Origin of the sequence: Terrisporobacter glycolicus ATCC 14880 = DSM 1288, assembly GCF_036812735.1 — a bacterium.
GTDB classification, from domain to species: domain Bacteria; phylum Bacillota; class Clostridia; order Peptostreptococcales; family Peptostreptococcaceae; genus Terrisporobacter; species Terrisporobacter glycolicus.
Window position 1 is genome coordinate 2,934,894 of record NZ_CP117523.1, and the last position, 20,696, is coordinate 2,955,589.

General features: G+C 27.9%; 21 protein-coding genes. 2 read left to right on the plus strand and 19 right to left on the minus strand.

What is annotated here, in order from left to right; all coding sequences use genetic code 11:
* Positions 1-13: 13 nt before the first annotated feature.
* A complete protein-coding gene (locus TEGL_RS14525; protein ID WP_018589791.1) occupies positions 14-364 on the minus strand; it encodes an Asp23/Gls24 family envelope stress response protein in 351 nt (116 codons plus the stop codon).
* A gap of 464 nt (positions 365-828) precedes the next feature.
* Between TEGL_RS14525 and rpmB the strand changes: the two genes are divergently transcribed.
* Entirely contained in the window at positions 829-1,017 is a 189-nt protein-coding gene (gene rpmB / locus TEGL_RS14530) for a 50S ribosomal protein L28 (protein WP_018589792.1), read from the plus strand.
* A 595-nt stretch (positions 1,018-1,612) separates the two neighbouring features.
* Here rpmB and TEGL_RS14535 read toward each other — a convergent pair.
* The 18 genes from TEGL_RS14535 to TEGL_RS14620 form a co-directional block, all read right to left on the minus strand.
* Complete coding sequence (locus TEGL_RS14535) at positions 1,613-2,263, minus strand: thiamine diphosphokinase (protein WP_018589793.1); 651 nt, start codon at positions 2,261-2,263, stop codon at positions 1,613-1,615.
* 9 nt (positions 2,264-2,272) lie between these two features.
* A complete protein-coding gene (gene rpe, locus TEGL_RS14540) occupies positions 2,273-2,929 on the minus strand; it encodes a ribulose-phosphate 3-epimerase (protein ID WP_018589794.1) in 657 nt (218 codons plus the stop codon).
* A gap of 2 nt (positions 2,930-2,931) precedes the next feature.
* On the minus strand, positions 2,932-3,813 hold the full coding sequence (rsgA, locus tag TEGL_RS14545; RefSeq protein WP_018589795.1) for a ribosome small subunit-dependent GTPase A: 882 nt from the start codon (positions 3,811-3,813) through the stop codon (positions 2,932-2,934).
* A gap of 166 nt (positions 3,814-3,979) precedes the next feature.
* A complete protein-coding gene (pknB, locus tag TEGL_RS14550) occupies positions 3,980-5,710 on the minus strand; it encodes a Stk1 family PASTA domain-containing Ser/Thr kinase (RefSeq protein ID WP_018589796.1) in 1,731 nt (576 codons plus the stop codon).
* A gap of 12 nt (positions 5,711-5,722) precedes the next feature.
* The gene (locus TEGL_RS14555) at positions 5,723-6,472 is read right to left on the minus strand and encodes a Stp1/IreP family PP2C-type Ser/Thr phosphatase (RefSeq protein ID WP_018589797.1); all 750 of its coding nucleotides are present in this window, start codon (positions 6,470-6,472) and stop codon (positions 5,723-5,725) included.
* A gap of 18 nt (positions 6,473-6,490) precedes the next feature.
* Entirely contained in the window at positions 6,491-7,522 is a 1,032-nt protein-coding gene (rlmN, locus tag TEGL_RS14560; protein ID WP_018589798.1) for a 23S rRNA (adenine(2503)-C(2))-methyltransferase RlmN, read from the minus strand.
* A gap of 7 nt (positions 7,523-7,529) precedes the next feature.
* On the minus strand, positions 7,530-8,855 hold the full coding sequence (gene rsmB / locus TEGL_RS14565) for a 16S rRNA (cytosine(967)-C(5))-methyltransferase RsmB (RefSeq protein ID WP_018589799.1): 1,326 nt from the start codon (positions 8,853-8,855) through the stop codon (positions 7,530-7,532).
* Positions 8,856-9,012: 157 nt separating this feature from the next.
* The gene (locus TEGL_RS14570; protein ID WP_026255025.1) at positions 9,013-9,720 is read right to left on the minus strand and encodes a zinc metallopeptidase; all 708 of its coding nucleotides are present in this window, start codon (positions 9,718-9,720) and stop codon (positions 9,013-9,015) included.
* A 20-nt stretch (positions 9,721-9,740) separates the two neighbouring features.
* On the minus strand, positions 9,741-10,475 hold the full coding sequence (locus TEGL_RS14575; RefSeq protein WP_018589801.1) for a DUF116 domain-containing protein: 735 nt from the start codon (positions 10,473-10,475) through the stop codon (positions 9,741-9,743).
* A gap of 7 nt (positions 10,476-10,482) precedes the next feature.
* Positions 10,483-11,412, minus strand: a complete 930-nt coding sequence (gene fmt, locus TEGL_RS14580) for a methionyl-tRNA formyltransferase (RefSeq protein ID WP_018589802.1) — start codon at positions 11,410-11,412, stop codon at positions 10,483-10,485.
* A 14-nt stretch (positions 11,413-11,426) separates the two neighbouring features.
* A complete protein-coding gene (def, locus tag TEGL_RS14585) occupies positions 11,427-11,867 on the minus strand; it encodes a peptide deformylase (RefSeq protein ID WP_018589803.1) in 441 nt (146 codons plus the stop codon).
* Positions 11,868-11,884: 17 nt separating this feature from the next.
* Positions 11,885-14,425: a primosomal protein N' gene (priA, locus tag TEGL_RS14590; protein ID WP_018589804.1), complete on the minus strand. Its 2,541-nt coding sequence runs from the start codon at positions 14,423-14,425 to the stop codon at positions 11,885-11,887.
* Between the two features lie 82 nt (positions 14,426-14,507).
* On the minus strand, positions 14,508-15,710 hold the full coding sequence (coaBC, locus tag TEGL_RS14595) for a bifunctional phosphopantothenoylcysteine decarboxylase/phosphopantothenate--cysteine ligase CoaBC (RefSeq protein ID WP_018589805.1): 1,203 nt from the start codon (positions 15,708-15,710) through the stop codon (positions 14,508-14,510).
* Between the two features lie 3 nt (positions 15,711-15,713).
* Positions 15,714-15,974, minus strand: a complete 261-nt coding sequence (gene rpoZ, locus TEGL_RS14600) for a DNA-directed RNA polymerase subunit omega (protein ID WP_018589806.1) — start codon at positions 15,972-15,974, stop codon at positions 15,714-15,716.
* A 1-nt stretch (position 15,975) separates the two neighbouring features.
* On the minus strand, positions 15,976-16,602 hold the full coding sequence (gene gmk, locus TEGL_RS14605; RefSeq protein WP_018589807.1) for a guanylate kinase: 627 nt from the start codon (positions 16,600-16,602) through the stop codon (positions 15,976-15,978).
* A 67-nt stretch (positions 16,603-16,669) separates the two neighbouring features.
* Positions 16,670-17,551 (minus strand): YicC/YloC family endoribonuclease, encoded by an 882-nt coding sequence (locus TEGL_RS14610; RefSeq protein ID WP_018589808.1) that lies wholly within the window; start codon positions 17,549-17,551, stop codon positions 16,670-16,672.
* 3 nt (positions 17,552-17,554) lie between these two features.
* The gene (gene dapF, locus TEGL_RS14615) at positions 17,555-18,388 is read right to left on the minus strand and encodes a diaminopimelate epimerase (protein WP_018589809.1); all 834 of its coding nucleotides are present in this window, start codon (positions 18,386-18,388) and stop codon (positions 17,555-17,557) included.
* A 104-nt stretch (positions 18,389-18,492) separates the two neighbouring features.
* On the minus strand, positions 18,493-18,759 hold the full coding sequence (locus TEGL_RS14620; protein WP_018589810.1) for a TfoX/Sxy family protein: 267 nt from the start codon (positions 18,757-18,759) through the stop codon (positions 18,493-18,495).
* A 140-nt stretch (positions 18,760-18,899) separates the two neighbouring features.
* On the opposite strand from TEGL_RS14620, the gene TEGL_RS14625 reads away from it, so the two are divergent.
* A complete protein-coding gene (locus tag TEGL_RS14625) occupies positions 18,900-20,663 on the plus strand; it encodes an Rqc2 family fibronectin-binding protein (protein WP_018589811.1) in 1,764 nt (587 codons plus the stop codon).
* The last annotated feature ends 33 nt before the right edge of the window (positions 20,664-20,696 follow it).

A 20,696-nucleotide genomic window follows, 5' to 3' on the forward strand; every position in this document is an offset into this window, starting at 1 on the left:
TCTTCCTCCTATATTACTTAACCCTGATACCTTGCACGTTAACATCAATTTTGCTAACTTTTATTGATGTTGTATTTTCTACTGAGTATTTCACTCTGTCTATTATGTTATTTGCTACAGTAGAAATATTAATTCCATATTGCATTATAACAAATAATTCTATTTCTATTTTATTATCTTCTGTTTCATATATTTTAACGCCTTTAGTAGCATTGTCTCCTTTTAACAATTCAACAATACCTTTTATCTTTTGTGAGAAACCTACTAATCCGTAACTCTCCATTGCTGCCCTATATGCAATTTGAGCTATAACATGCTTATCTATTTCTATACATCCATATTTATTATTTACTTTAGTAGTCATGGTTTTACCCCCTCATTTTTTTAATAATATTTTGTACAATGTTGAATCATTATTTTACCAATCCAACAAATTTCCTTTATTTTAATAAATTATAGTTTATATTTCTATTTTAGACAAGATATATAATACTATAAGTAATTAATAATTAAAAGTTATTTAAATTTAGTAACTAAAAAGACGTTTATTGTCAATACTATGTCTTAAGAAATAGAAGATATAAAGTTTTTATTTTTTTGACATAGCGATTTACAACACAATAAAACGATGATAATAAACTTTTATCATTATTTTTTCTTTTAATATTTACATTAGCAAAATTTATATATATAATTTTATATGATAATGAGAAAATCTTCAATATGTTAAGGACAATTATATATTTTTATTGCAAAAATTCAAATTTTATGTTAATATAAATATGTTTTTAGTCTTAAAATAGTTATCATTTTAAGGAGGTGTATATAATGTCAAGAGTATGTTGCGTATGTGGTAAAGGTAAAGTTTCTGGAAACCAAGTATCACATTCAAATAAACACAGCAAGAGAACATGGGCTGCTAACTTAAGAAACGTTAAAGTTATAGAAAATGGAACTCCAAAAAGAGTAAAAGTTTGTACAAGATGCTTACGTTCAAACAAAGTTGATAGAGCTTAATAATAAATTTATTTTATTAGTAAAGAGCCTACAGAAATGTAGGCTCTCATTTTTTTATCTAAAAGTTTATCATTTTTTTATTTCCTACTTTTTATTCGTTCTCATAAATTTCAAAACAATATTAGAAAGCCATTTTGGTAATTTTACAGTTACCATTTTCATACTTATCCCCCCTAAGTTAGATAGTTTTCAGTATTTCACATTAGATTTGTACCACAACATTTATTAATTTCTATGCTAGTCATTTTTTTTATAGACCTTAAAATTAAATCTTACATTACCATTATTTATGTCTATCTTCATCTCTAATAATTTCAATATAAAAACTTTCTCATTAAATTATATTAGTTAAGACTCTTATTTTAGAATTATAAATTATTCCTTACATTAGCTTTTTATTTTTACTATATGGATTAATATCTTAAAAGCTAACACTTCTTTAATTTCTCCGTAAATTATTCACCTGTAAGGCCAGCATTAGCTTTTTAAGAAGCTTTAAGAACATCCATGACCAAAACTAGTCCTTTACTCCATATTATTTTTTACTTAGTATAAAATAAACTCCTCTTAATTACATATCAAGAGGAGTTTATTATTATGCTAAGTTATAATTTCTTATAATTAATGCATATCCATCTTCAATTTTTATAATACATTCATCTTCTAACATAACATTAGATATACCTAAAGATGATAAGTACCCCATTTTAGCATTGTTCAATGGGTACTCTAATTTTTTAAGAGTTATATTCTTTACATCTGCCATTATTGGTACAACTGATACAGTATCTCCCTTTTTTCCATGCAAAATAACTTCTTCATTTCTTATAATAGTAATCTCTTCTTCACTCGTGATTATTTTAGGTGTTATATTCATTTCTCGCACATAGTGCATCAAACCTATATTGGCAAGAGTATGATCTATTCGTCCCCCCAAAGAACCATAAAAATCTATTTCCTTTGCTTTTAATTCCTTAGCTAAATAAATACAAATTTCTGAATCTGTTTCATCCTTATGAGATGGATATGTTTTAAAAAATACGTTTTTATTTTTATAATAATCAACTAAATAATTATTAATAGAGTCTAAGTCTCCTATTATATAATTTGGCATTATATTCATTTTATATAAATGATTACATCCACCATCGGCTCCTATTATAAAATCATATTTTTCCCTAAGTATTATTTCTTTTGTCTTATCATAATTTTTTATTTCGCCATTCAATATAATACAAACTTTCATTAATATCTCCTAAAGACTAGCATTTTTTCTCATTAATTTTACAGTTTCTTCTATATTTTCACTATTAAATATAGCTGAACCTGCTACTATTACATTTGCTCCAGCTTCTACTACTTGATTTATATTACTTGGTTTTATTCCACCATCTACTTGTATATCAACATTAAGATTTTTTTCATCTATTATTTGTTTTAATTCTTTTATTTTTTCAATCACACTTTCAATAAATGATTGCCCTCCAAACCCAGGATTTACAGTCATTATAAGTACCATATCCACATCTTGAAGTACATGCTTTATAGTTTCTATAGGTGTGGCAGGATTTAAAGCTACACCCGCTTTTACATTATATGATTTAATATTTTGTATAGTTCTATGTAAATGTCTACAGGCTTCCACATGAACTACAATTAAATCACTTCCTGCATCAACAAAATCCTTAATATAATTATCTGGATTTTCAATCATAAGATGTGTATCAAATACCATATTAACATCTTTTCTTAATGATTTAACTATTCCAGGACCCAGCGTTATATTAGGAACAAAATGTCCATCCATAACGTCTATATGTAAATATTCACATCCTGCTTTTTCTACCTTTTTAACATCTTCTAAAAGCTTTGCAAAATCTGCTGATAATATTGATGGTGCTAATTTTATCATTTTTAATATCTCCTTTTCCCTTGTCTTATCTCATTGAGTAATTGTATGTAACTTTCATACCTTACTTTAGAAATCTCCCCTGCTTCAACAGCCTCTTTAACTCCACAATCTGGCTCATTTTCATGTATGCATTTATTTCCAAACCTACAGTTATCAACTTCATAAAACTCTATAAAGTATTCTTTTAATTCACTTTCTTCTATATCATCTAATGTTAATGAAGAAAAACCTGGTGTATCTGCAACTATGCCCCCACATTGTAATTTTAAAAGTTCAGCGTGTCTTGTAGTATGTTTTCCTCTTTTGATTTTATCACTAACTTCACCAGTTTGTAACTTAAAATTTTGATCTATTTCATTCAGTAAACTAGATTTTCCAACTCCTGATGGTCCAGCAAACACTACTACGCTATTATTTAGCTCTTCTTTTACTTTATCTATATTCTCTTTAGACTTACTACTAACTGGAATTACTTTATATCCACTTAATTCATATATTTCTTTTATTTTATTTGTCGTATTGTCATCATCTAAATCAACTTTTGTAAGAATAATTACAATTTCTAAGTTTTCTTTTTCAGCAAGAACTATAAATCTATCTAATAAAGATAAATGAGGTGTAGGGTTCTTTACAGCAAAAACTATTAATGCTTTTTCCACATTCGCAATTGGAGGTCTTATGAGTTCACTATCTCTTTTATCAATAACTTCTACAACGCCAATCTTTTTCTCCTCATCAACTACGCTAATTTTCACTCTATCACCTACTAAAGGAGTTTGCTTATTCTTTCTAAATATTCCTCTAGCTCTACATTCATACAGCCCATTTTCTGTATCTACATAGTAGAATCCCCCTATTCCTTTCATTATCCTTCCATCTAACATTAATTGCCTCCTTATTTTTAACACTTTATTATATATTACCACAATATTTTTATTATTTTAAATTTAATTCTTACCTATTATTTTTTTACTATTATTTTTCAAAAAAATAAATATAAGTAAGCGGTATGCTTACTTATATTTTGCATATATGATTTATTTTTATTCTTTAATCATCATCTTCATTCTTACTGTTTACATTGCTAGTTTCTTGCTCTCCAGAATTATTATTTCCACCTTGCGATGGTTTTTCTTCTGTCGGTTTTTCTTCTGATGGTTTTTCTTCTGATGGTTTTTCTTCTGATGGTTTTTCCTCTGATGGTTTTTCTTCTGATGGTTTTTCTTCTGTCGGTTTTTCTTCTGTCGGTTTTTCTCCTTTACTTACAACAATATTAACAACATCACCTTTTTTAACACTTCCAACACCTGCAACTGGATCTTGGTTAATTACAGTACCTTCTTTATAAATTTCACTGTAACCATAACTTACACTACCCAATTCTAATCCCTTATCTTTAAGGATCGCCTTGGCGTCTTTTAGTGAAAATCCAATTAAACTTGGCACTGATAATTCTTCTGACCCTAAACTAATTACTATTGTAACAGTATCTCCTTTTTCAAGTTCAGTTCCTTCTGGCGGAGTTTGCGATATAACATGATTTTTTTCCACTTCTGAATCATGCTTTTCAGTTATAGTTAGTTTTAATCCCAAATCATTAATAACCTTATTTGCATTTTCTAAACTCATATTAAGCAAATTAGGAGTTTTTATTACTTCAACTTGATCATTTTTATTTAAAAGACCAAATCCATTAGTTACAACTGCTGCTCCTGCTACTCCTAATACAACTAATACAAGCAGACCAATTAAGATACCTTTAAATCCTCTTCTTTTTTTCTTTTTAGGTCTTCTATCGTAGTTATTAACTTCGTCTCCTTCAGATTCAATAAGCTCATTTTCTTTATTATCTCTAATTTGTTCTTTCCCTAGAGTTTTAAATTTAGACTCATCTACAACCTCAACTGGTGGTATTCTTCTTGTAGCAAAATCGTCATATTGCTTAATAAAATCTAAATCTATATTTTGTTCAATATATTCAATATCTTCAATAACTTCTTCGCTACTTTGATATCTATCTTCTGGAGATTTTTCTGTTAATTTTTTAATTAATGTTCTAATACTTTGAGGTATTTGAGTTTTTTCTTCTACAGTAAAGTCTATGTCTTCATTTATATGTTGAAGAGCTATAGAAATAGGACTATCACCTTTAAAAGGTACTTTGCCTAATAACATTTCATATAAAACAATTCCTAAAGAATATAAATCCGCGTTATTTTTTACTGATTTACCTTTAGCTTGTTCTGGTGAAAAATAGTGAACAGACCCTATAATACTTCCTATATTAGTCATAGTAGAATTTGTAGCAGCTTTAGCTATTCCAAAATCTGCAACTTTCACATTCCTACCTTCACTCGATATCAATATATTATGAGGCTTTATATCTCTATGTATAACACCCTTTTTATGGGCAGCTCCAAGAGCTTTTGCTATTTGCTTAGTTATATCAAGAGCAGTATATTCATCTAAAGTTCCTTCAGATTTAATAATTTCCTTTAGATTTTGACCGTCTATATATTCCATAACTATATAATTTACTTTTCCATCACAACCTACATCATATACATTTACTATATTAGGGTGAGATATATTAGCAACAGCCTCTGCTTCTCTTTTGAACTTTGCTAAAAACTCTTCGTCATCAACAAATTCCGGTCTCAAAACTTTTACAGCTACTACTCTATTTAGAAGTCTATCCTTTGCTTCATAAACAAAGGCCATCCCTCCATCTCCAATTTTTCTTATGATCTCATATCTATTACCTAAAATTGTTTCTCCCACAATATCACCATCCTAATCAATCTTACTTAAAATAACAGATATATTGTCCTTGCCAGAATTATTATTAGCTTCATTAATTAAATCTTGGCAAATTTCTTTTATATCCTTATCCTGTTTAATAATATTTTTTATAGATTCATCTTCTACACAACCAGTAAGTCCATCTGTTGCTAAAAGTAAGATATCATCTTTTTCTACTTTTTCTCTAAATATATCTACTATAATTATTTCTTCTGCTCCCATTGCTCGTGTAATTTGATTTCTACGAGGATGAAATCTCGCTTCTTCTTCCGTTATTAAGTGAGCATTTACCAATTCTTCTACAACAGAGTGATCTTTGGTTATTTTTCTGAAGTTATCGCCTTTTAATAAATAACCTCTACTATCACCAACATTAGCTATAATCACATCATTTTTGTAAATAACAGCTACGACTAAAGTAGTACCCATGCCTTCACAAGAATTATCTTCTAAAGCTTTGGTATAAATTTTCTTATTAGCATAATTGTATCCTTGTTTGATTATATCATCTAAATAATCCATTTTTATGCCACCACTTTGAGAAATATTCTCTTTTAAAAAATCTATAATACTTTCTACTGCTATTTTACTTGCTACCTCTCCTTTTTTATGGCCACCCATACCGTCAGCTAAAGCAAATACTCCTATACAATCATCATCTGTTTGTAAAATATCCCCCATACAGTAGTCTTCATTATTTTTTCGAACTTTTCCCATATGAGAGTCACAATTATAAATCATAGCAATTACCCTCCTTATTTACTTGTGTTTACGTCTAAGCTGACCACAAGCTCCTCCTATATCAGATCCCATAGATATTCTAACTGTTGCTGGAATATTATTTTTTTCTAGGATATCTCTAAACTTATAAATATAAGTTTTATCAGGTCTTTCAAAATCTCTTTCTTCTACTTTGTTAATAGGAATTAAGTTAACATGACATAACATTCCTTTTAAAAGTTTTACAATTGCATCAGCTTCTTTTTTAGAATCATTTACGCCTTTAATCAATGAGTATTCAAGGGTTACTCTTCTATTAGTTTTTTGAATATAGTACTTACATGCTTTTATTATATCATCTATCTTATATGCATTGGCAACTGGCATTATTTTTTTTCTTTCTTCATCAAAAGGAGAATGCAGGGAAAGAGCCAAATTAATAGGTAATTGCAAATCTGCAAATTCGTACATTTTAGGTACAACACCGCAAGTAGATAAAGTTATATGTCTATACCCTATATTTAATCCATTTTCTTCATTTACTAATTTTAAAAACTTTTTAGTATTTTCAAAATTATCTAGAGGTTCTCCACTTCCCATTAAAACTATATTAGATACTCTTTTATTGGTATCTTCTTGAACTTTCATAATTTGGTCTAAAATTTCCCAAGGTTCTAAGTTTCTAATTAAACCATCTAATGTGGATGCACAAAATTTACATCCCATTCTACACCCTACTTGATTTGATATGCACACAGTTATTCTATCACCATAATCCATCATAACTGTTTCGACCACATTTCCATCATTTAATTCAAATAAATATTTTTTGCACTTATCTATTTTTGATCTTAATGATAATTCTTGTTTTATATTTCCTATATAAGATACTTCTTCTAATTTTTCTCTTAAACTTTTCGGTATATTATTCATATCGTCAAAAGCTTTAGCACCTTTATATATCCAAGAAAATATTTGGCTACCTCTAAATGGTTTTTCTCCTATACTTTTTAAAAATTCTTTTAACTCATCTTCTGTCATATTTTTTAAAGCCACTTTATTTTCTGTCATTTCACCACTACCTTACTCTAATTAATTTTGATATGAAGAAACCATCCATTTCATGAACATTAGAATAAATTTTCATATAGCCTTTTTCTTGGTTATCTAAATCTATCTTAACTTCATTTATAGGAGCTAATTCAAAGTTTTTATTTTTTTGTAAAAATTCATTTATCACATCAATATTTTCATTATCTTGTATAGTACAAGTACTATATATTAAAGTTCCACCTTTTTTCACGTACTTAGATGCATTTTCAAGTATTTTCTTTTGAATTGGTGGCAAATCTCTAAACTCTTCTTTTTCCTTGTATTTTATTTCTGGTTTTCTTCTAATTATTCCTAGTCCTGAACATGGAACATCTGCTAAAACATAATCAAATTTTCCTATACTGTCTTTATCTAAAGATAAGGCATCAAACTCTTGCACCTCTACATTAGTCAGATTAAGCCTTTTACTCGATGCTTTTATTAATTTCAATTTGTGTTCATAAATATCTCTAGATACTACTTGTCCAGTATTATTCATTAATGTAGCCATATGTGTAGTTTTCCCACCAGGCGCACTACATACATCTAAAACCAAAGAATTTTCTTTTGGATTCATAACTTTTCCCACAAGCATAGAACTTATATCTTGTACTGTAAATAATCCATCTTTATATAGAGTATTATTTTCTATATCTTTTAAGTTTTCTACTTTTATAGCTTCATCTACCACATTCACCTTAGAAGCTTTAATATTTTGTTGCTCCAACTTTTCTATTAATTCGTCTCTAGTTATTTTTAAAGTATTTGTTCTTAAATATATACTTGGTCTTTGGCTATTAGACTCTAACAGCTCTTTTGTAAAGTCTTTTCCAAAATGTATCATCCAATTTCTTATAATCCACTTATCATAAGAATATTTAACAGTTAGGTAATCTATATCATCTTTAATTTTTATTTCTCCTATAGTTTCTTTTTGTCTTATAACGTTTCTAAGTATTCCATTAATAAACCCTGATACTTTAGAATTTTTCTTCTTAGCTAAATTTACTGTTTCATTTACTGCAGCATAATCGGATATACTATTTAAAAACATTATTTGATATATTCCCATTCTAAGTAATGTTTTTACATATATCTCCATTTTATTCGTTTTTACTTTTGATAATTTATCAATCATGTAATCTATATAATATTTATTTTCTATTACACCGTATATTATTTCCGTCGCCAATCCTCTATCTTGATTTGATAACTTCACATCTTTAAAGTGTTTATTTATGGCCATATTTGAATAGTTCTTGTTTTTTTCTATATCTAAAAGAACTTTATATGCTATTTCTCTTGCGTTCATAATTTTCTCCTTATTTATCAAAATTTAATTAATTTTTGATTTATTTTATTTTTTTAAATTCACTTCGCTCATATGGCCAACGATTGACCTTTGTTACTACTTCAAGCAACTATGTTGCTTAAAGCAAAACAGGTCCTAGTAAACTAGGACCTAAATATTAATCATCACGATTATTTGCAATCATTAGCAATCTTAATAATTGAAGTATTGCAGTAACTGCTGCTGCCACATACGTTAAGGCTGCTGCTTGAAGTACTTTTCTACTTTGTCTTACTTCTCTATCGTCTACAATTCCTAGAGATGTAATCTGAGTTAAGGCCCTACTTGAAGCATTGAATTCTACAGGTAGTGTTACTATTTGAAATAATACTGAAGCAGAGAATAATAATATTCCTATTTGTAAGAATATTCCTCTTGTTGTAAAAAATCCTATCATTATAAGTATCCAAGACATGTTTGAAGCAAAATTCACAACAGGCACTAAACTACTTCTTATGTTTAAAGGTGCATATCCATGAGCATGTTGTATAGCATGACCACATTCATGAGCAGCTACAGCCACAGATGTGATAGATGTTCCATTATAAACATCTTGAGATAGTCTTAAGACTTTAGACCTTGGGTCATAATGATCACTTAGTCTTCCTCCAACCATTTCTATTCTAACGTTATATAATCCGTTACTATCTAATATTTTTCTAGCTGTATTTTCACCAGTATATCCTCTATTTGCTCTTACATTAAAAAATCTATTTGTTGTAGAACTTACCTTATATTGAGCATATAGAGTTAGCAATATAGCTGGTATCAATAAAAACATCGTTGGATCAAATCTATAATAACCCAAACCACTATATCCATACATTGACATCTTAAACACTCTCCTTATTTATTTGTAAAGAAGTTAATTGCTTCCTCTATTTCTTTAATATTAATATTTGTATCTATACAAGGTCCATTAGGTCTAGAGTTGAAAACTCCAAGAACTGGAATACCCTTAACATCTCTTACCCCTGATGTTAAATCTCTTTCACAAGCAACTGCTATTACTGCTTTAGGTTTATTATCAATAATAATTTTCCTTGCTAGTGTTCCTCCTGTAGCTATAAATACTTTTGTATTATATTTTTCTTTTATCTGTAATAGTTCTTTTATTTTGCATATACCGCACTTTTTACAATTTTCAATATCATTTGTAACTTTTAATTTACAATTATGATTTTGAATACAATGTGGTATTAAAATTATTAAACTCTCACTATTAAAACCATATTTATCACTATAAATATAAGCATTATTTATTTTAATAAATATTTTTCTTATTTCATCTTTTGATATACCAACAAATTTTCCCATATTGCTTATAATAGGAAATATGCATCTTATAATTGTATAATTTATTTTCATTAAATATTTATTAACTTCCTTATCATTCAAAATAAAATAAGTTATCATAGTAGAAAATAATATTAATAATATTATTCCAATGACCATGAGATTTATCACTAAAGAAAGTATATTTATATATTTAGATAAAAATAAATGAATAATTAAGGCACCTAAAATAACATTTATTAAAAAAACATTAACTACCTTAACATATTTTTTTGTATCAGTCATAATAAACCTAACCTAAAATAATATTTTCTTCAATCTTATTTCCTTTTATATATTCGCAAACTGCCACTCTTTTTTTATTTGGCATTTGTATCTCTTCTATTAATAGAACATTATCACTTGTTGATACTCTTATACCTTCTTTATCAACTTTTAGAATTGTTCCGCATGGTTTGTCGCTACTTTCATTTAAAACTTTAGTTTTCCAAATTTTCATAGTCTTATCTTCACAAGTTGTATAAGCACTTGGCCAAGGATTAACACCTCTAACTAAATCATGAATCTCTTTTGCAGTCTTTTTAAAATCTATATTTCCTAAAGATTTATTCATTATTGGTGCATATGAAGACTCTTCGTCATTTTGTTTTATTCTTGGTGCACATCCTTTTTCTATTTTTCCAATGGTTTCGATTAAAAGATTTCCACCTTGCTCCATCATCATATCATGAAGCTCACCTGCTGTTATTTCATCACTTAATGCAAATTCACTTTGAAGTATTATGTCTCCTGTGTCCAATCCTTCATCCATGTACATTGTAGTAACACCCGTTTTTTCTTCTCCGTTTATGATTACCCAGTTGATTGGTGCTGCACCTCTGTATTTTGGAAGCAATGATACGTGAACATTAACACAACCTAATTTTGGTATATCAAGCAAAGCTTTAGGAAGAATTTGACCATAAGCCACAACTATTATTAAATCTGGTTCTATTTCTTTTAATGTATTTATAAACTCTTCATCTCTAGCTTTTGCTGGTTGGTATACAGGTATATTATGTTCTAATGCCAATTCTTTAACTGGCGGCATACCCATTTTTTTACCTCTTCCAATAGGCTTATCAGCTTGAGTCACTACTCCTACTACATTAAGTTTTTCATTTATTAATTTTTCTAGACATCCTTTTGCAATGTCTGGTGTTCCCATAAATACTATTTTCATTTATATCACTCCTACTATTTTTCTACTTTATCTACAAATAATACTCCATTTAAGTGATCTATTTCATGACAGAAAGCTCTAGCTAGTAGCTCTTCTCCTTCTATTTCAAAAGTATTCCCATGTCTATCTTGTGCTCTTACTTTAACTACGTATGGTCTTTTAACTTCTCCATTTTCTCCTGGAACACTCAAACAACCTTCTGCATCTATCTGTTCTCCGCTAGTTTCTATTATTTCTGGATTGACAAGCTCTAATAAGCCATCTCCTACATCAATAACTACTACTCTTTTTAATATACTAACTTGTGGTGCTGCAAGACCAACACCATCTGCTTCGTACATAGTATCTGCCATATCTTCTAATAAATCTATTAATTTTTGATCAAATTTTTCTACAACCTTTGATTTTTTTCTAAGTACTGGCTCTCCTATTTTAGCTATTTGTCTAATTGCCATAATTCTTCCTCCTCTAATTAAAGAATGTTGTTTGGATTAACATCTATAGAAATGTTCACATCTTTATCAAACACAATTTCTTTTTTCGTTATACATATATATTTTATTATACCTTTTAATAAATTAATTTCAATATTATCATCTTTAAATAATAATTGATATCTATAGTTTTGATTAATTTTTGAAATCGCACAAGGACTTGGTCCTAATATAAAATCAAAATCTTCTACTCCTCTTTCCTTCAATAAATAAGTTAATGAGTTGTACATACTTTTTATATTATTCACAACTAATTTCTCACTTTTTCCACTAACAACTACACTTATCATATTATTAAATGGTGCATAGTTGAAGATTTTTCTTACTTTTATTTCATCTTCATAAAAACCTTCAAAGTCATAATTTAAAGCTCTTCTAATTACATAGTGGTCTGTATCGTATGTTTGAAGAACTACTTTACCTTCTTTATCACTTCTACCAGCTCTCCCCGATACTTGAGTTATTAATTGAAATGTGGTTTCAAAACTTTTAAAATCCGGAAAGTTTAACATCATATCTGCTGATAAAATACCAACTAAAGTTACATCTTCAAAATCTAAACCTTTACTAAGCATTTGAGTTCCAATTAGTACATTAGCTTCTTTGTTTTTAAATTTATTTAAAATATTATCTAGTTCACCTTTTTTAGATGTGGTATCTTTGTCCATACGAAGTACTTTAGCATTTTCAAAAAGCCTTTTTATTTCCTCTTCAACTTTTTCTGTGCCTATTCCAAAAGGCTTAACATAATCACTTCCACATTCTGGACAAGTTTTAGGTATTATTTCTTCATATCCACAGTAGTGGCATCTCCCAATGTTTTGGTGTTTATGATAAGTTAATGATATATCGCAGTTTTTGCATGAAAACACATATCCGCATTTTCTACAAGAAACAAAATTACCATATCCTCTTCTATTTAAAAATAATATAACTTGATGATTTTTATCTAAAGTTTCTTTAATTTCATTTTGTAAATCATAAGAAAACATACTCCTATTGCCTAAGGTTAATTCATTTTTCATATCAACCAGCTCTATTTTTGGAAGAGGCTTTTTGTTTGCTCTCTCCTTAATAGTAATTAGGTTATACTCATTATTTATAGCTCTATAATATTCTTCAACTGATGGAGTAGCAGAACCTAGAACTAAGGTAATATTTCTTTTTAAAGCCATATATTTTCCAACTTCAATAGCAGAAAACTTTGGATTTTTTTCTGATTTATAGGCATTTTCATGAAATTCATCAATTATTATTACCCCTAGACTATTAAATGGTGCAAATAAAGCTGATCTAGCACCAATTAATATTCTTATTTTACCATTTTTTATAGCTTTAAAGACATCGTGTTTCTCTCCTTCTGACAATCTACTATGAAAAACTCCTACTATATCGCCAAATCTATTTTTTAATCTAGATATAGTCTGAGGAGTAAGAGAAATTTCTGGAACAAGAAAAATACTGTCTAAACCTTGTTTCAAAGCATAATCTATTATTTCCATATAAACTTCTGTTTTACCACTTCCAGTTACTCCATAAATCATATATGGATTTTTATTTTCATCAAACATCTGTGAAGTAATTTTATCAACAGCTTTTTTTTGTTCTTCATTGAGTATAATTTCTTTTTTATTTTCATAATAATAACCTTTAGGACTTCTATAATAATCTTTTATATTAAACACTATTAGGTTTTTATTTTGCAAAGAAGTTATACTTGATTTAGATGCTTTTAATAATTTAATTAAATCATTAATTTCTATTTCTTCATTATATCTTAAAAATTCTATAATATCTCTTTGTTTATCACCCAATCGAATTTTATTGTATGAAATATATTCATCTAAAAGATTAGGTTCCATACTCAAGGAAATATAGCAAATTTTCTTTTCATTTTTTTTACTTTTATAATTCCAATCTATATCAATTAGATTCTCTTCCTTCATTTTTATTAAAAGATTATTTAAAGTAGATGAAAGTTTTAAATCCTTAGGGTTAATATTTTCTTCTATAGCTTTTTCTTTTATTAATTTATCTAATTTTATCTTATTTTTATTTTCTATTATTTTATTTATAACAAATTGTCTGTTTTTACTTAAGCTATCTATTTTAATGTATAAATCATTAGCATTTAAATCATTAATTTCTTTCGATAAACTTATTTCTTTAAAACTGTCTACCTTATATCCTTTAGGATGAAGTAAAGATATACAATCCATATAAGTACATAAATATCTATTTTTTATCCAATGAATTAAATTTATATCTTCCTCTTTAAAAATAGGGTGTTCATCAAGAATATCAAATAATTCTTTAAGCTCTATATTGTCTTCTACTTTATCGACAATCAAAAATACATAGGCTTCTATAGGCTTATTACCCCTTCCAAAAGGAACTAAAACCCTATGCCCTACTTGAATATCTTCCAATAAAAACTCTGGTATCTTATATGTAAATAAGTTATCTGTATAAATGCTGTTATTTTTCACTATAACTTTTGCGTATTTTTCACTATCCATAGATTGCTCCTTAAAATTCGCTTTGATCATATCGAAACTACAAGTTCCTTGCTTAAAAATATAAGCATCTATAAATAGATGCTTACTTTTCTAATAATGATTTTACTTTATCTAATATAACATTTGCAACTTCATCCTTTTTCATTTGAGGATACTTATTTATGTTGCCTTCTCTGTCAATTATCTTTACTATATTTGTATCACTACCAAAGCCTGCACCTTCTTCTGTTAAGTCATTGGCAACAATAAAGTCTAAGTTTTTCTTGTTAACTTTACCTTTGGCATTTTCAATAAGGTCATTAGTTTCAGCAGCAAATCCAACTAAAATTTTATCTTTTTTAATTCTTCCTAACTCATAAGCAATATCCTTATTTCTATCTAATTCTATAACTAAATCATCATTGCTTTTTTTTATTTTTTTATCACTATAAGTCTTAGGTTTATAGTCTGCAACAGCTGCACTTTTTATTATAACTTCACTTTCATCGAAATTATCTATGATTGCATTATACATATCCTGTGCAGATTGAATTCTTATTAGTTTTTTTATGTTAGATGGTACCTCTATATTTGTTGGTCCACTAACTAAAGTTACATCTGCGCCTCTATTAGCAGCTATCTTTGCAATAGCATATCCCATTTTTCCTGTAGATCTATTAGTTATATATCTTACTGGGTCAATACTTTCTACTGTAGGTCCAGCAGTTATTAATATTTTTTTGCCTTGTAGATCTTTATCTTCATCGTTAAGTAGTTCTATTACTTCATTAACAATAACTTCTGGAGAAGCAAGTTTTCCTTCTCCTTCATCACCACAAGCAAGTCTACCGCTTTCTGGGTTAACAAAATTATAACCTAATTCTTTTAATGTATTAATATTTTTTTGAAGAATCGGATTTTTATACATATTAGTATTCATAGCAGGTGCTATGAGTACTTTTCCTGTAGTTGCCATCACTGTAGTTGTTAACATATCATCACATATACCATTTACTACTTTTCCAATTACATTAGCTGTAGCTGGTGCAATTAAAAATACATCTGCTTTTTTTGCTAAAGATATATGTTCAACATCCCAAGTTTTTGGTTCTTCAAACATATCACTTACTACATAATTTTGACTTAATGATTGAAAGGTTAGAGGTGTAACAAATTCAGTTGCACCCTTGGTCATAATTACATGAACGTTTGCATTTAGTTTTTTTAGTCTACTTACAATATCACATGCTTTATATGCTGCTATTCCACCACTAACACCAATTACTACAGTTTTATTCTTTAACATAACTTACTCCTCGATTAATTTACTTTGTTCTTCTGCATGTAATGCTTCTTGTATTTCTATTTCTTCCTCAGTTAATAATCTATAAGTTATTTTTCCTTCTGATATTTCTTCAGTAGCAAGCATTACTGGTTTCCCTTTGTTTATTTTACTATCAATGTATGGCTCATTCCCATCAACTATTTCTCTTGCCCTTTTTGCTACTGTTCCTACTAAATAATATCTGTTGTCTATCTTTGATAATACTTCATTTATAGATGGTTTCATTTTATAATTCCTCCTTAAATTTTCTTATTATTTCATCTTCATATCTTGTAGCTTTATTTTTTTCAGCGCTTATAATGTTTTCAATTTCTATTGCAGCTTCAACTTCTCTATTAGTTTCGTTGAAAATAAAATAGTTATAATCTTTAATTTGTTTGATTTCCTCAAAAGCACAGCTTAATCTTTCTTGCATTTGCTCCTCAGTTTCTGTTCCTCTAGAAGATAATCTACTTTGTAGTTCGCTAAGAGTTGGCGGTAAAACAAATATTAAAATTGCCTCTGGATAAATTTGCTTTACTTGTCTTGCTCCTTGCATTTCTATTTCAAGGACAACATCTTGTCCTTTTTCTAAGCACTCCATAACTGGTCCTTTTGGTGTTCCATAGAAGTTACTATAAGTATTTGCATATTCTAAAAACTCATTTTTACTTATCATATCATTGAACTTTTCATGTGTTAAGAAGAAGTAGTTTACACCTTCAACTTCACCAGTTCTTGCCTGTCTAGTTGTTGCTGATACAGAAAGTTTTAAATCTTTATTTTTATTCATTAATACTTTACAAATTGTGCCTTTGCCTGCACCAGATGGCCCCGATACAACTAATAAAAGACCTTTCTTGTTTATAACCATTAATATTTCATCCTTTCAACTTATCTATTAGTATTCTACATTTTTATAGCATTTATCACATTTAATGCTACTCAATGTTTTGTATCTGTTCTCTAATTTTTTCCAATTCACTTTTAACTTCTACTACTAAATTAGTTATATTTATATTAGATGATTTTGATCCTGTTGTATTAACTTCTCTATTCATTTCTTGAATTAAAAAGTCAATTTTTCTACCTATAGAATCATTTTTAACTACAGTATTTTTAAGTTGTTCAATATGACTTCTAAATCTAACAATTTCTTCTGTTATAGAGCTTTTATCTGCGAATATTGCAACTTCTTGAGCCAATCTATTTTCATCTATTATACTTGGATTTTCTAATATTTCACCAATTCTGGCATTTAACTTTTCTTTATATTCATCTACAATAGTATCTGAATATTTCTCTATTTGATCTACTAAATCACTTAATGCATCACATCTTTTTAACGTATCTTCTGCAAGTTTTTTACCTTCTTCTTGTCTCATTTGTCCAAGTTTTTCTAAGGTAATATCAAGTGCTTCTTTTAACATGCTCCAATATAAATCTTCATCTTCTTCTTTTTCCTCACATTTTATAATATCAGGAAACTTTGCCACGCTCATAACACTTATATCATCTTGTAAATCAAATTTTTCTTTTATTTCTTTTAAAATATTTACGTATTGAGTAGCCAATTTATTATCGAACTTTAAGTTTACATCCTCAGAACCGATTAAGTCAAGCTTTATATATAAATCTACTCTTCCTCTTTTAACAAAATTTTTTACGTAGTTTCTTATTTTATCTTCTAAAAAAGATATTTTTCTAGGTAGGCGGACATTTATATCACAATATTTGTGATTTATAGTTTTACACTCTACCAAAAAATGATAATTATCATTTTTAAATTCTCCCCTACCAAAACCTGTCATACTTATAGCCATATTTTATACCTCCAAAATTCCTTCGCATATTTTTTCTGCTCTTCCACTCATATAAGCTTTTTCATCAACTAGATCTATTTTTATACTACCACCTTCAGAAATAACATTTACGTTTTTACATACTTTATTTAAATAATTACTTATAATAACTGACGCTGTCATTCCCGTACCGCAACCTAATGTATATCCGCAACCTCTTTCCCATGTTCTAACTAATATGTTTGATTCATTTATAACTTTCACAAAATTCACATTAGTCTTTTCCAGAAAAATTTCATGTTTTTCTATTAATGGCCCATATTTATGTATATCTCCCATATTTATATCGTCTACAAAAACAATAGTATGAGGAACTCCCATCAACATAGAACTAATAGTAAATTTTTTATCTAATATTTGAATATTTTCATTTATAAAAACTTCTTTTTGAGTATCAACAGGTATATCATCAGGTTTAAAGCTTCCGATACCCATATTAACTGTAATTGTATCTATCTTATTGTCTTTAATGTTAATCTTTATCTTCTTTATTCCATCTAATGTATAAACATTAAATTCTTCTTTTTTAATTATATTATTGTCATAAACAAATTTAACAAAACATCTAAGCCCATTTCCACACATAGATGCACGACTTCCATCAGAATTATAGTATACCATTTCTATATCTGCCACATTACTATTTTTTACAACTAGTAAACCATCAGCTCCAACTGAAAATTTTCTATGGCAAATTTTCTTTGCTAATTTACCGTAGTTACCACTTTCTATACTGTCATTTCTGCCATCAATTGCTATGAAGTCATTACCTATACCTTGTAATTTCCAAAACTTCATTTATATCTCCCCTTTTATACAAACAGTTCTAACTTCATATTATACAATATTTTTTTAAAAAAATAAATATGAATACGTCCCTTACCTTCATTATATAATAATTCTTATAAATTGTTTTTATCATAATTTTTCTTAAATTCTTTCAAGTCATTCTTAATACTTTCATCTAAGTCATGCCATCTAATATTTCTTATAGCACCGTCCAAGGCGCATAGTCGATTTAAACAAGTGCTTTCGTCTATACTTTTAATTTTTATCCAAGCTTTTTTACTTCCTATTTCCCTTAGATTTTCAATGCTATTTATTCCAACTTCATTTAACTGCTTTTCTAATACTTTTCCTATATTAAGTAGTTTACTTAACTCTCCCATTTTATCACCTCCAACATTTCTTCTTAGTTATAATTTTATTGCATTTTCATATTTATGCAAAACTTTATGTTCCCACTATTCACATCTTGGTTATAATATGTAATAATAAGTTTATTACTTATGTTTGAAAGGAGAGTATTATGGCATTAGATGGTTTAGTTATTCATAGCTTGGCTTATGAGCTTAGTACAAAGCTTGTAGGCGGTAAAATTGATAAAGTTCATCAACCAGAAAATGATGAATTAATCTTATATATAAGAAACAATAAAGAAAACTTTAAATTAATATTAAGTTCTAGTGCATCAAACCCTAGAGTTTATATAGCCAATGATTATAAAAAAGAAAATCCAATAAAGGCACCAATGTTTTGTATGTTACTTAGAAAATACATACAAGGCGGTATAGTTACAGCAATCTCTCAAGTTGATTTTGAAAGAATAATAAAAATCAGCATTGAATCTTTCGATGAATTAAAGGAAAAAACAACAAAAGATATTTATATTGAAATAATGGGAAGACATAGTAATATAATTTTAACTCAAAACAACAAAATAATAGATTCTATAAAAAGAATTCCCCCTAGTATAAGTAGAGTTCGCCAGTTACTTCCTAATATAACTTATGAACTTCCACCAGCACAAAATAAAATTAACCCTGTAAAGGGAGCATCTATAAAAAGCTTTATCAATAATTTAAGAGAATTCGATGGACCTATATACAAATGTATCTACAATAAATTTTTAGGAATAAGTCCATCTGTAGCTAAAGAAATTTGTTACAGAGCTAATTTAAATCCTAATGAAAAAGCAGAGGATAAAACTCGTGATGAATTATCTGTTTTATATAAAGTTTTTTCTGATTTATTTACTAAAATAAAAAACGACAACTATGACCCTTGCATTGCTATAGATGAAAGTATAGATAAAGTAATTGATTTTAGTTGTATAGATCTTACCTTCTTAACAGGAAACAAATTCATAAAAAATGATTCTATATCCCAAATTATTGAGGATTACTACAAAACTAAAGATTTTAAGGATAGAGTTCATCAAAAGACTTCTGATTTGAGGAAAAGTATTTCTATTAAATTAGATAGACTTTATCATAAACAAAAGAAAATAGAAAAAGAATTAAGAGATGCAGATAATGCTGATGAATTTAAAGTAAAAGGAGAGTTACTTACTTCATATATATACATGATAGAAAAAGGTATGGAAAGTGTAGAAGTAGCAAACTTCTATGATGAAAACTATTCAAATATAACAATACCTTTAAATAGAAATTTAACTCCTTCTGAAAATGCTCAAAAATATTTTAAAAAATATAGCAAATTAAAAACGGCAAAAATAGAATTAACTTCTCAAATCACTATTTGTAATGAGGAAATTGAGTATTTAGAAAACATAATGCTTGGAATTGAAAACTGCGAAAATCTAGATGAATTAGCAGATATTAAAGATGAATTAATTAAATTAGGATATGCTAAAGCTCCTTATAGATATAAGGCAAAAAAAGATATAAATCTTACAACAAAGCCTAATCAGTTTACATCTTCTGATGGATTTACAATTTTAGTTGGAAAAAATAATAAACAAAATGATTATTTAACATTAAGAATTGCTGATCCAGAAGATATTTGGATGCATACTAAAAATATACCTGGATCTCATGTTATTGTTAAATGTGCAGGAAAAAAAATCTCTGATGAAACATTATATGAAGCTGCCATGCTTGCTGCTTTCTATAGTAAAGGCAGAATGTCTTCTCAAGTTCCTGTGGATTACACTATGAAAAAACATGTAAAAAAGCCTAGTGGATCAAAACCTGGCATGGTTATTTATGAAACTAATAGCACGATTTATGTTACTCCAACAGAAGAAATAGTGGTAAAATTAAAAAAATAATACTAAAAAGGCAATAAGTTTTCAGGCTTATTG

Bases quoted from the DNA above. Each gene is read 5' to 3' on its own strand.
- rpe (WP_018589794.1), bottom strand. From the start codon at position 2,929: ATGATAAAATTAGCACCATCAATATTATCAGCAGATTTTGCAAAGCTT.
- gmk (WP_018589807.1), bottom strand. From the start codon at position 16,602: ATGGTTATAAACAAGAAAGGTCTTTTATTAGTTGTATCGGGGCCATCT.
- TEGL_RS14610 (WP_018589808.1), bottom strand. From the start codon at position 17,551: ATGGCTATAAGTATGACAGGTTTTGGTAGGGGAGAATTTAAAAATGAT.
- TEGL_RS14575 (WP_018589801.1), bottom strand. From the start codon at position 10,475: ATGACTGATACAAAAAAATATGTTAAGGTAGTTAATGTTTTTTTAATA.
- dapF (WP_018589809.1), bottom strand. From the start codon at position 18,388: ATGAAGTTTTGGAAATTACAAGGTATAGGTAATGACTTCATAGCAATT.
- TEGL_RS14525 (WP_018589791.1), bottom strand. From the start codon at position 364: ATGACTACTAAAGTAAATAATAAATATGGATGTATAGAAATAGATAAG.
- TEGL_RS14570 (WP_026255025.1), bottom strand. From the start codon at position 9,720: ATGTATGGATATAGTGGTTTGGGTTATTATAGATTTGATCCAACGATG.
- rpmB (WP_018589792.1), top strand. From the start codon at position 829: ATGTCAAGAGTATGTTGCGTATGTGGTAAAGGTAAAGTTTCTGGAAAC.
- coaBC (WP_018589805.1), bottom strand. From the start codon at position 15,710: ATGTTAAAGAATAAAACTGTAGTAATTGGTGTTAGTGGTGGAATAGCA.
- def (WP_018589803.1), bottom strand. From the start codon at position 11,867: ATGGCAATTAGACAAATAGCTAAAATAGGAGAGCCAGTACTTAGAAAA.
- TEGL_RS14625 (WP_018589811.1), top strand. From the start codon at position 18,900: ATGGCATTAGATGGTTTAGTTATTCATAGCTTGGCTTATGAGCTTAGT.
- TEGL_RS14535 (WP_018589793.1), bottom strand. From the start codon at position 2,263: ATGAAAGTTTGTATTATATTGAATGGCGAAATAAAAAATTATGATAAG.
- rsmB (WP_018589799.1), bottom strand. From the start codon at position 8,855: ATGAACGCAAGAGAAATAGCATATAAAGTTCTTTTAGATATAGAAAAA.
- rlmN (WP_018589798.1), bottom strand. From the start codon at position 7,522: ATGACAGAAAATAAAGTGGCTTTAAAAAATATGACAGAAGATGAGTTA.
- fmt (WP_018589802.1), bottom strand. From the start codon at position 11,412: ATGAAAATAGTATTTATGGGAACACCAGACATTGCAAAAGGATGTCTA.
- rsgA (WP_018589795.1), bottom strand. From the start codon at position 3,813: ATGTTAGATGGAAGGATAATGAAAGGAATAGGGGGATTCTACTATGTA.
- rpoZ (WP_018589806.1), bottom strand. From the start codon at position 15,974: ATGAAACCATCTATAAATGAAGTATTATCAAAGATAGACAACAGATAT.
- TEGL_RS14620 (WP_018589810.1), bottom strand. From the start codon at position 18,759: ATGGGAGAGTTAAGTAAACTACTTAATATAGGAAAAGTATTAGAAAAG.
- TEGL_RS14555 (WP_018589797.1), bottom strand. From the start codon at position 6,472: ATGATTTATAATTGTGACTCTCATATGGGAAAAGTTCGAAAAAATAAT.
- priA (WP_018589804.1), bottom strand. From the start codon at position 14,425: ATGGATAGTGAAAAATACGCAAAAGTTATAGTGAAAAATAACAGCATT.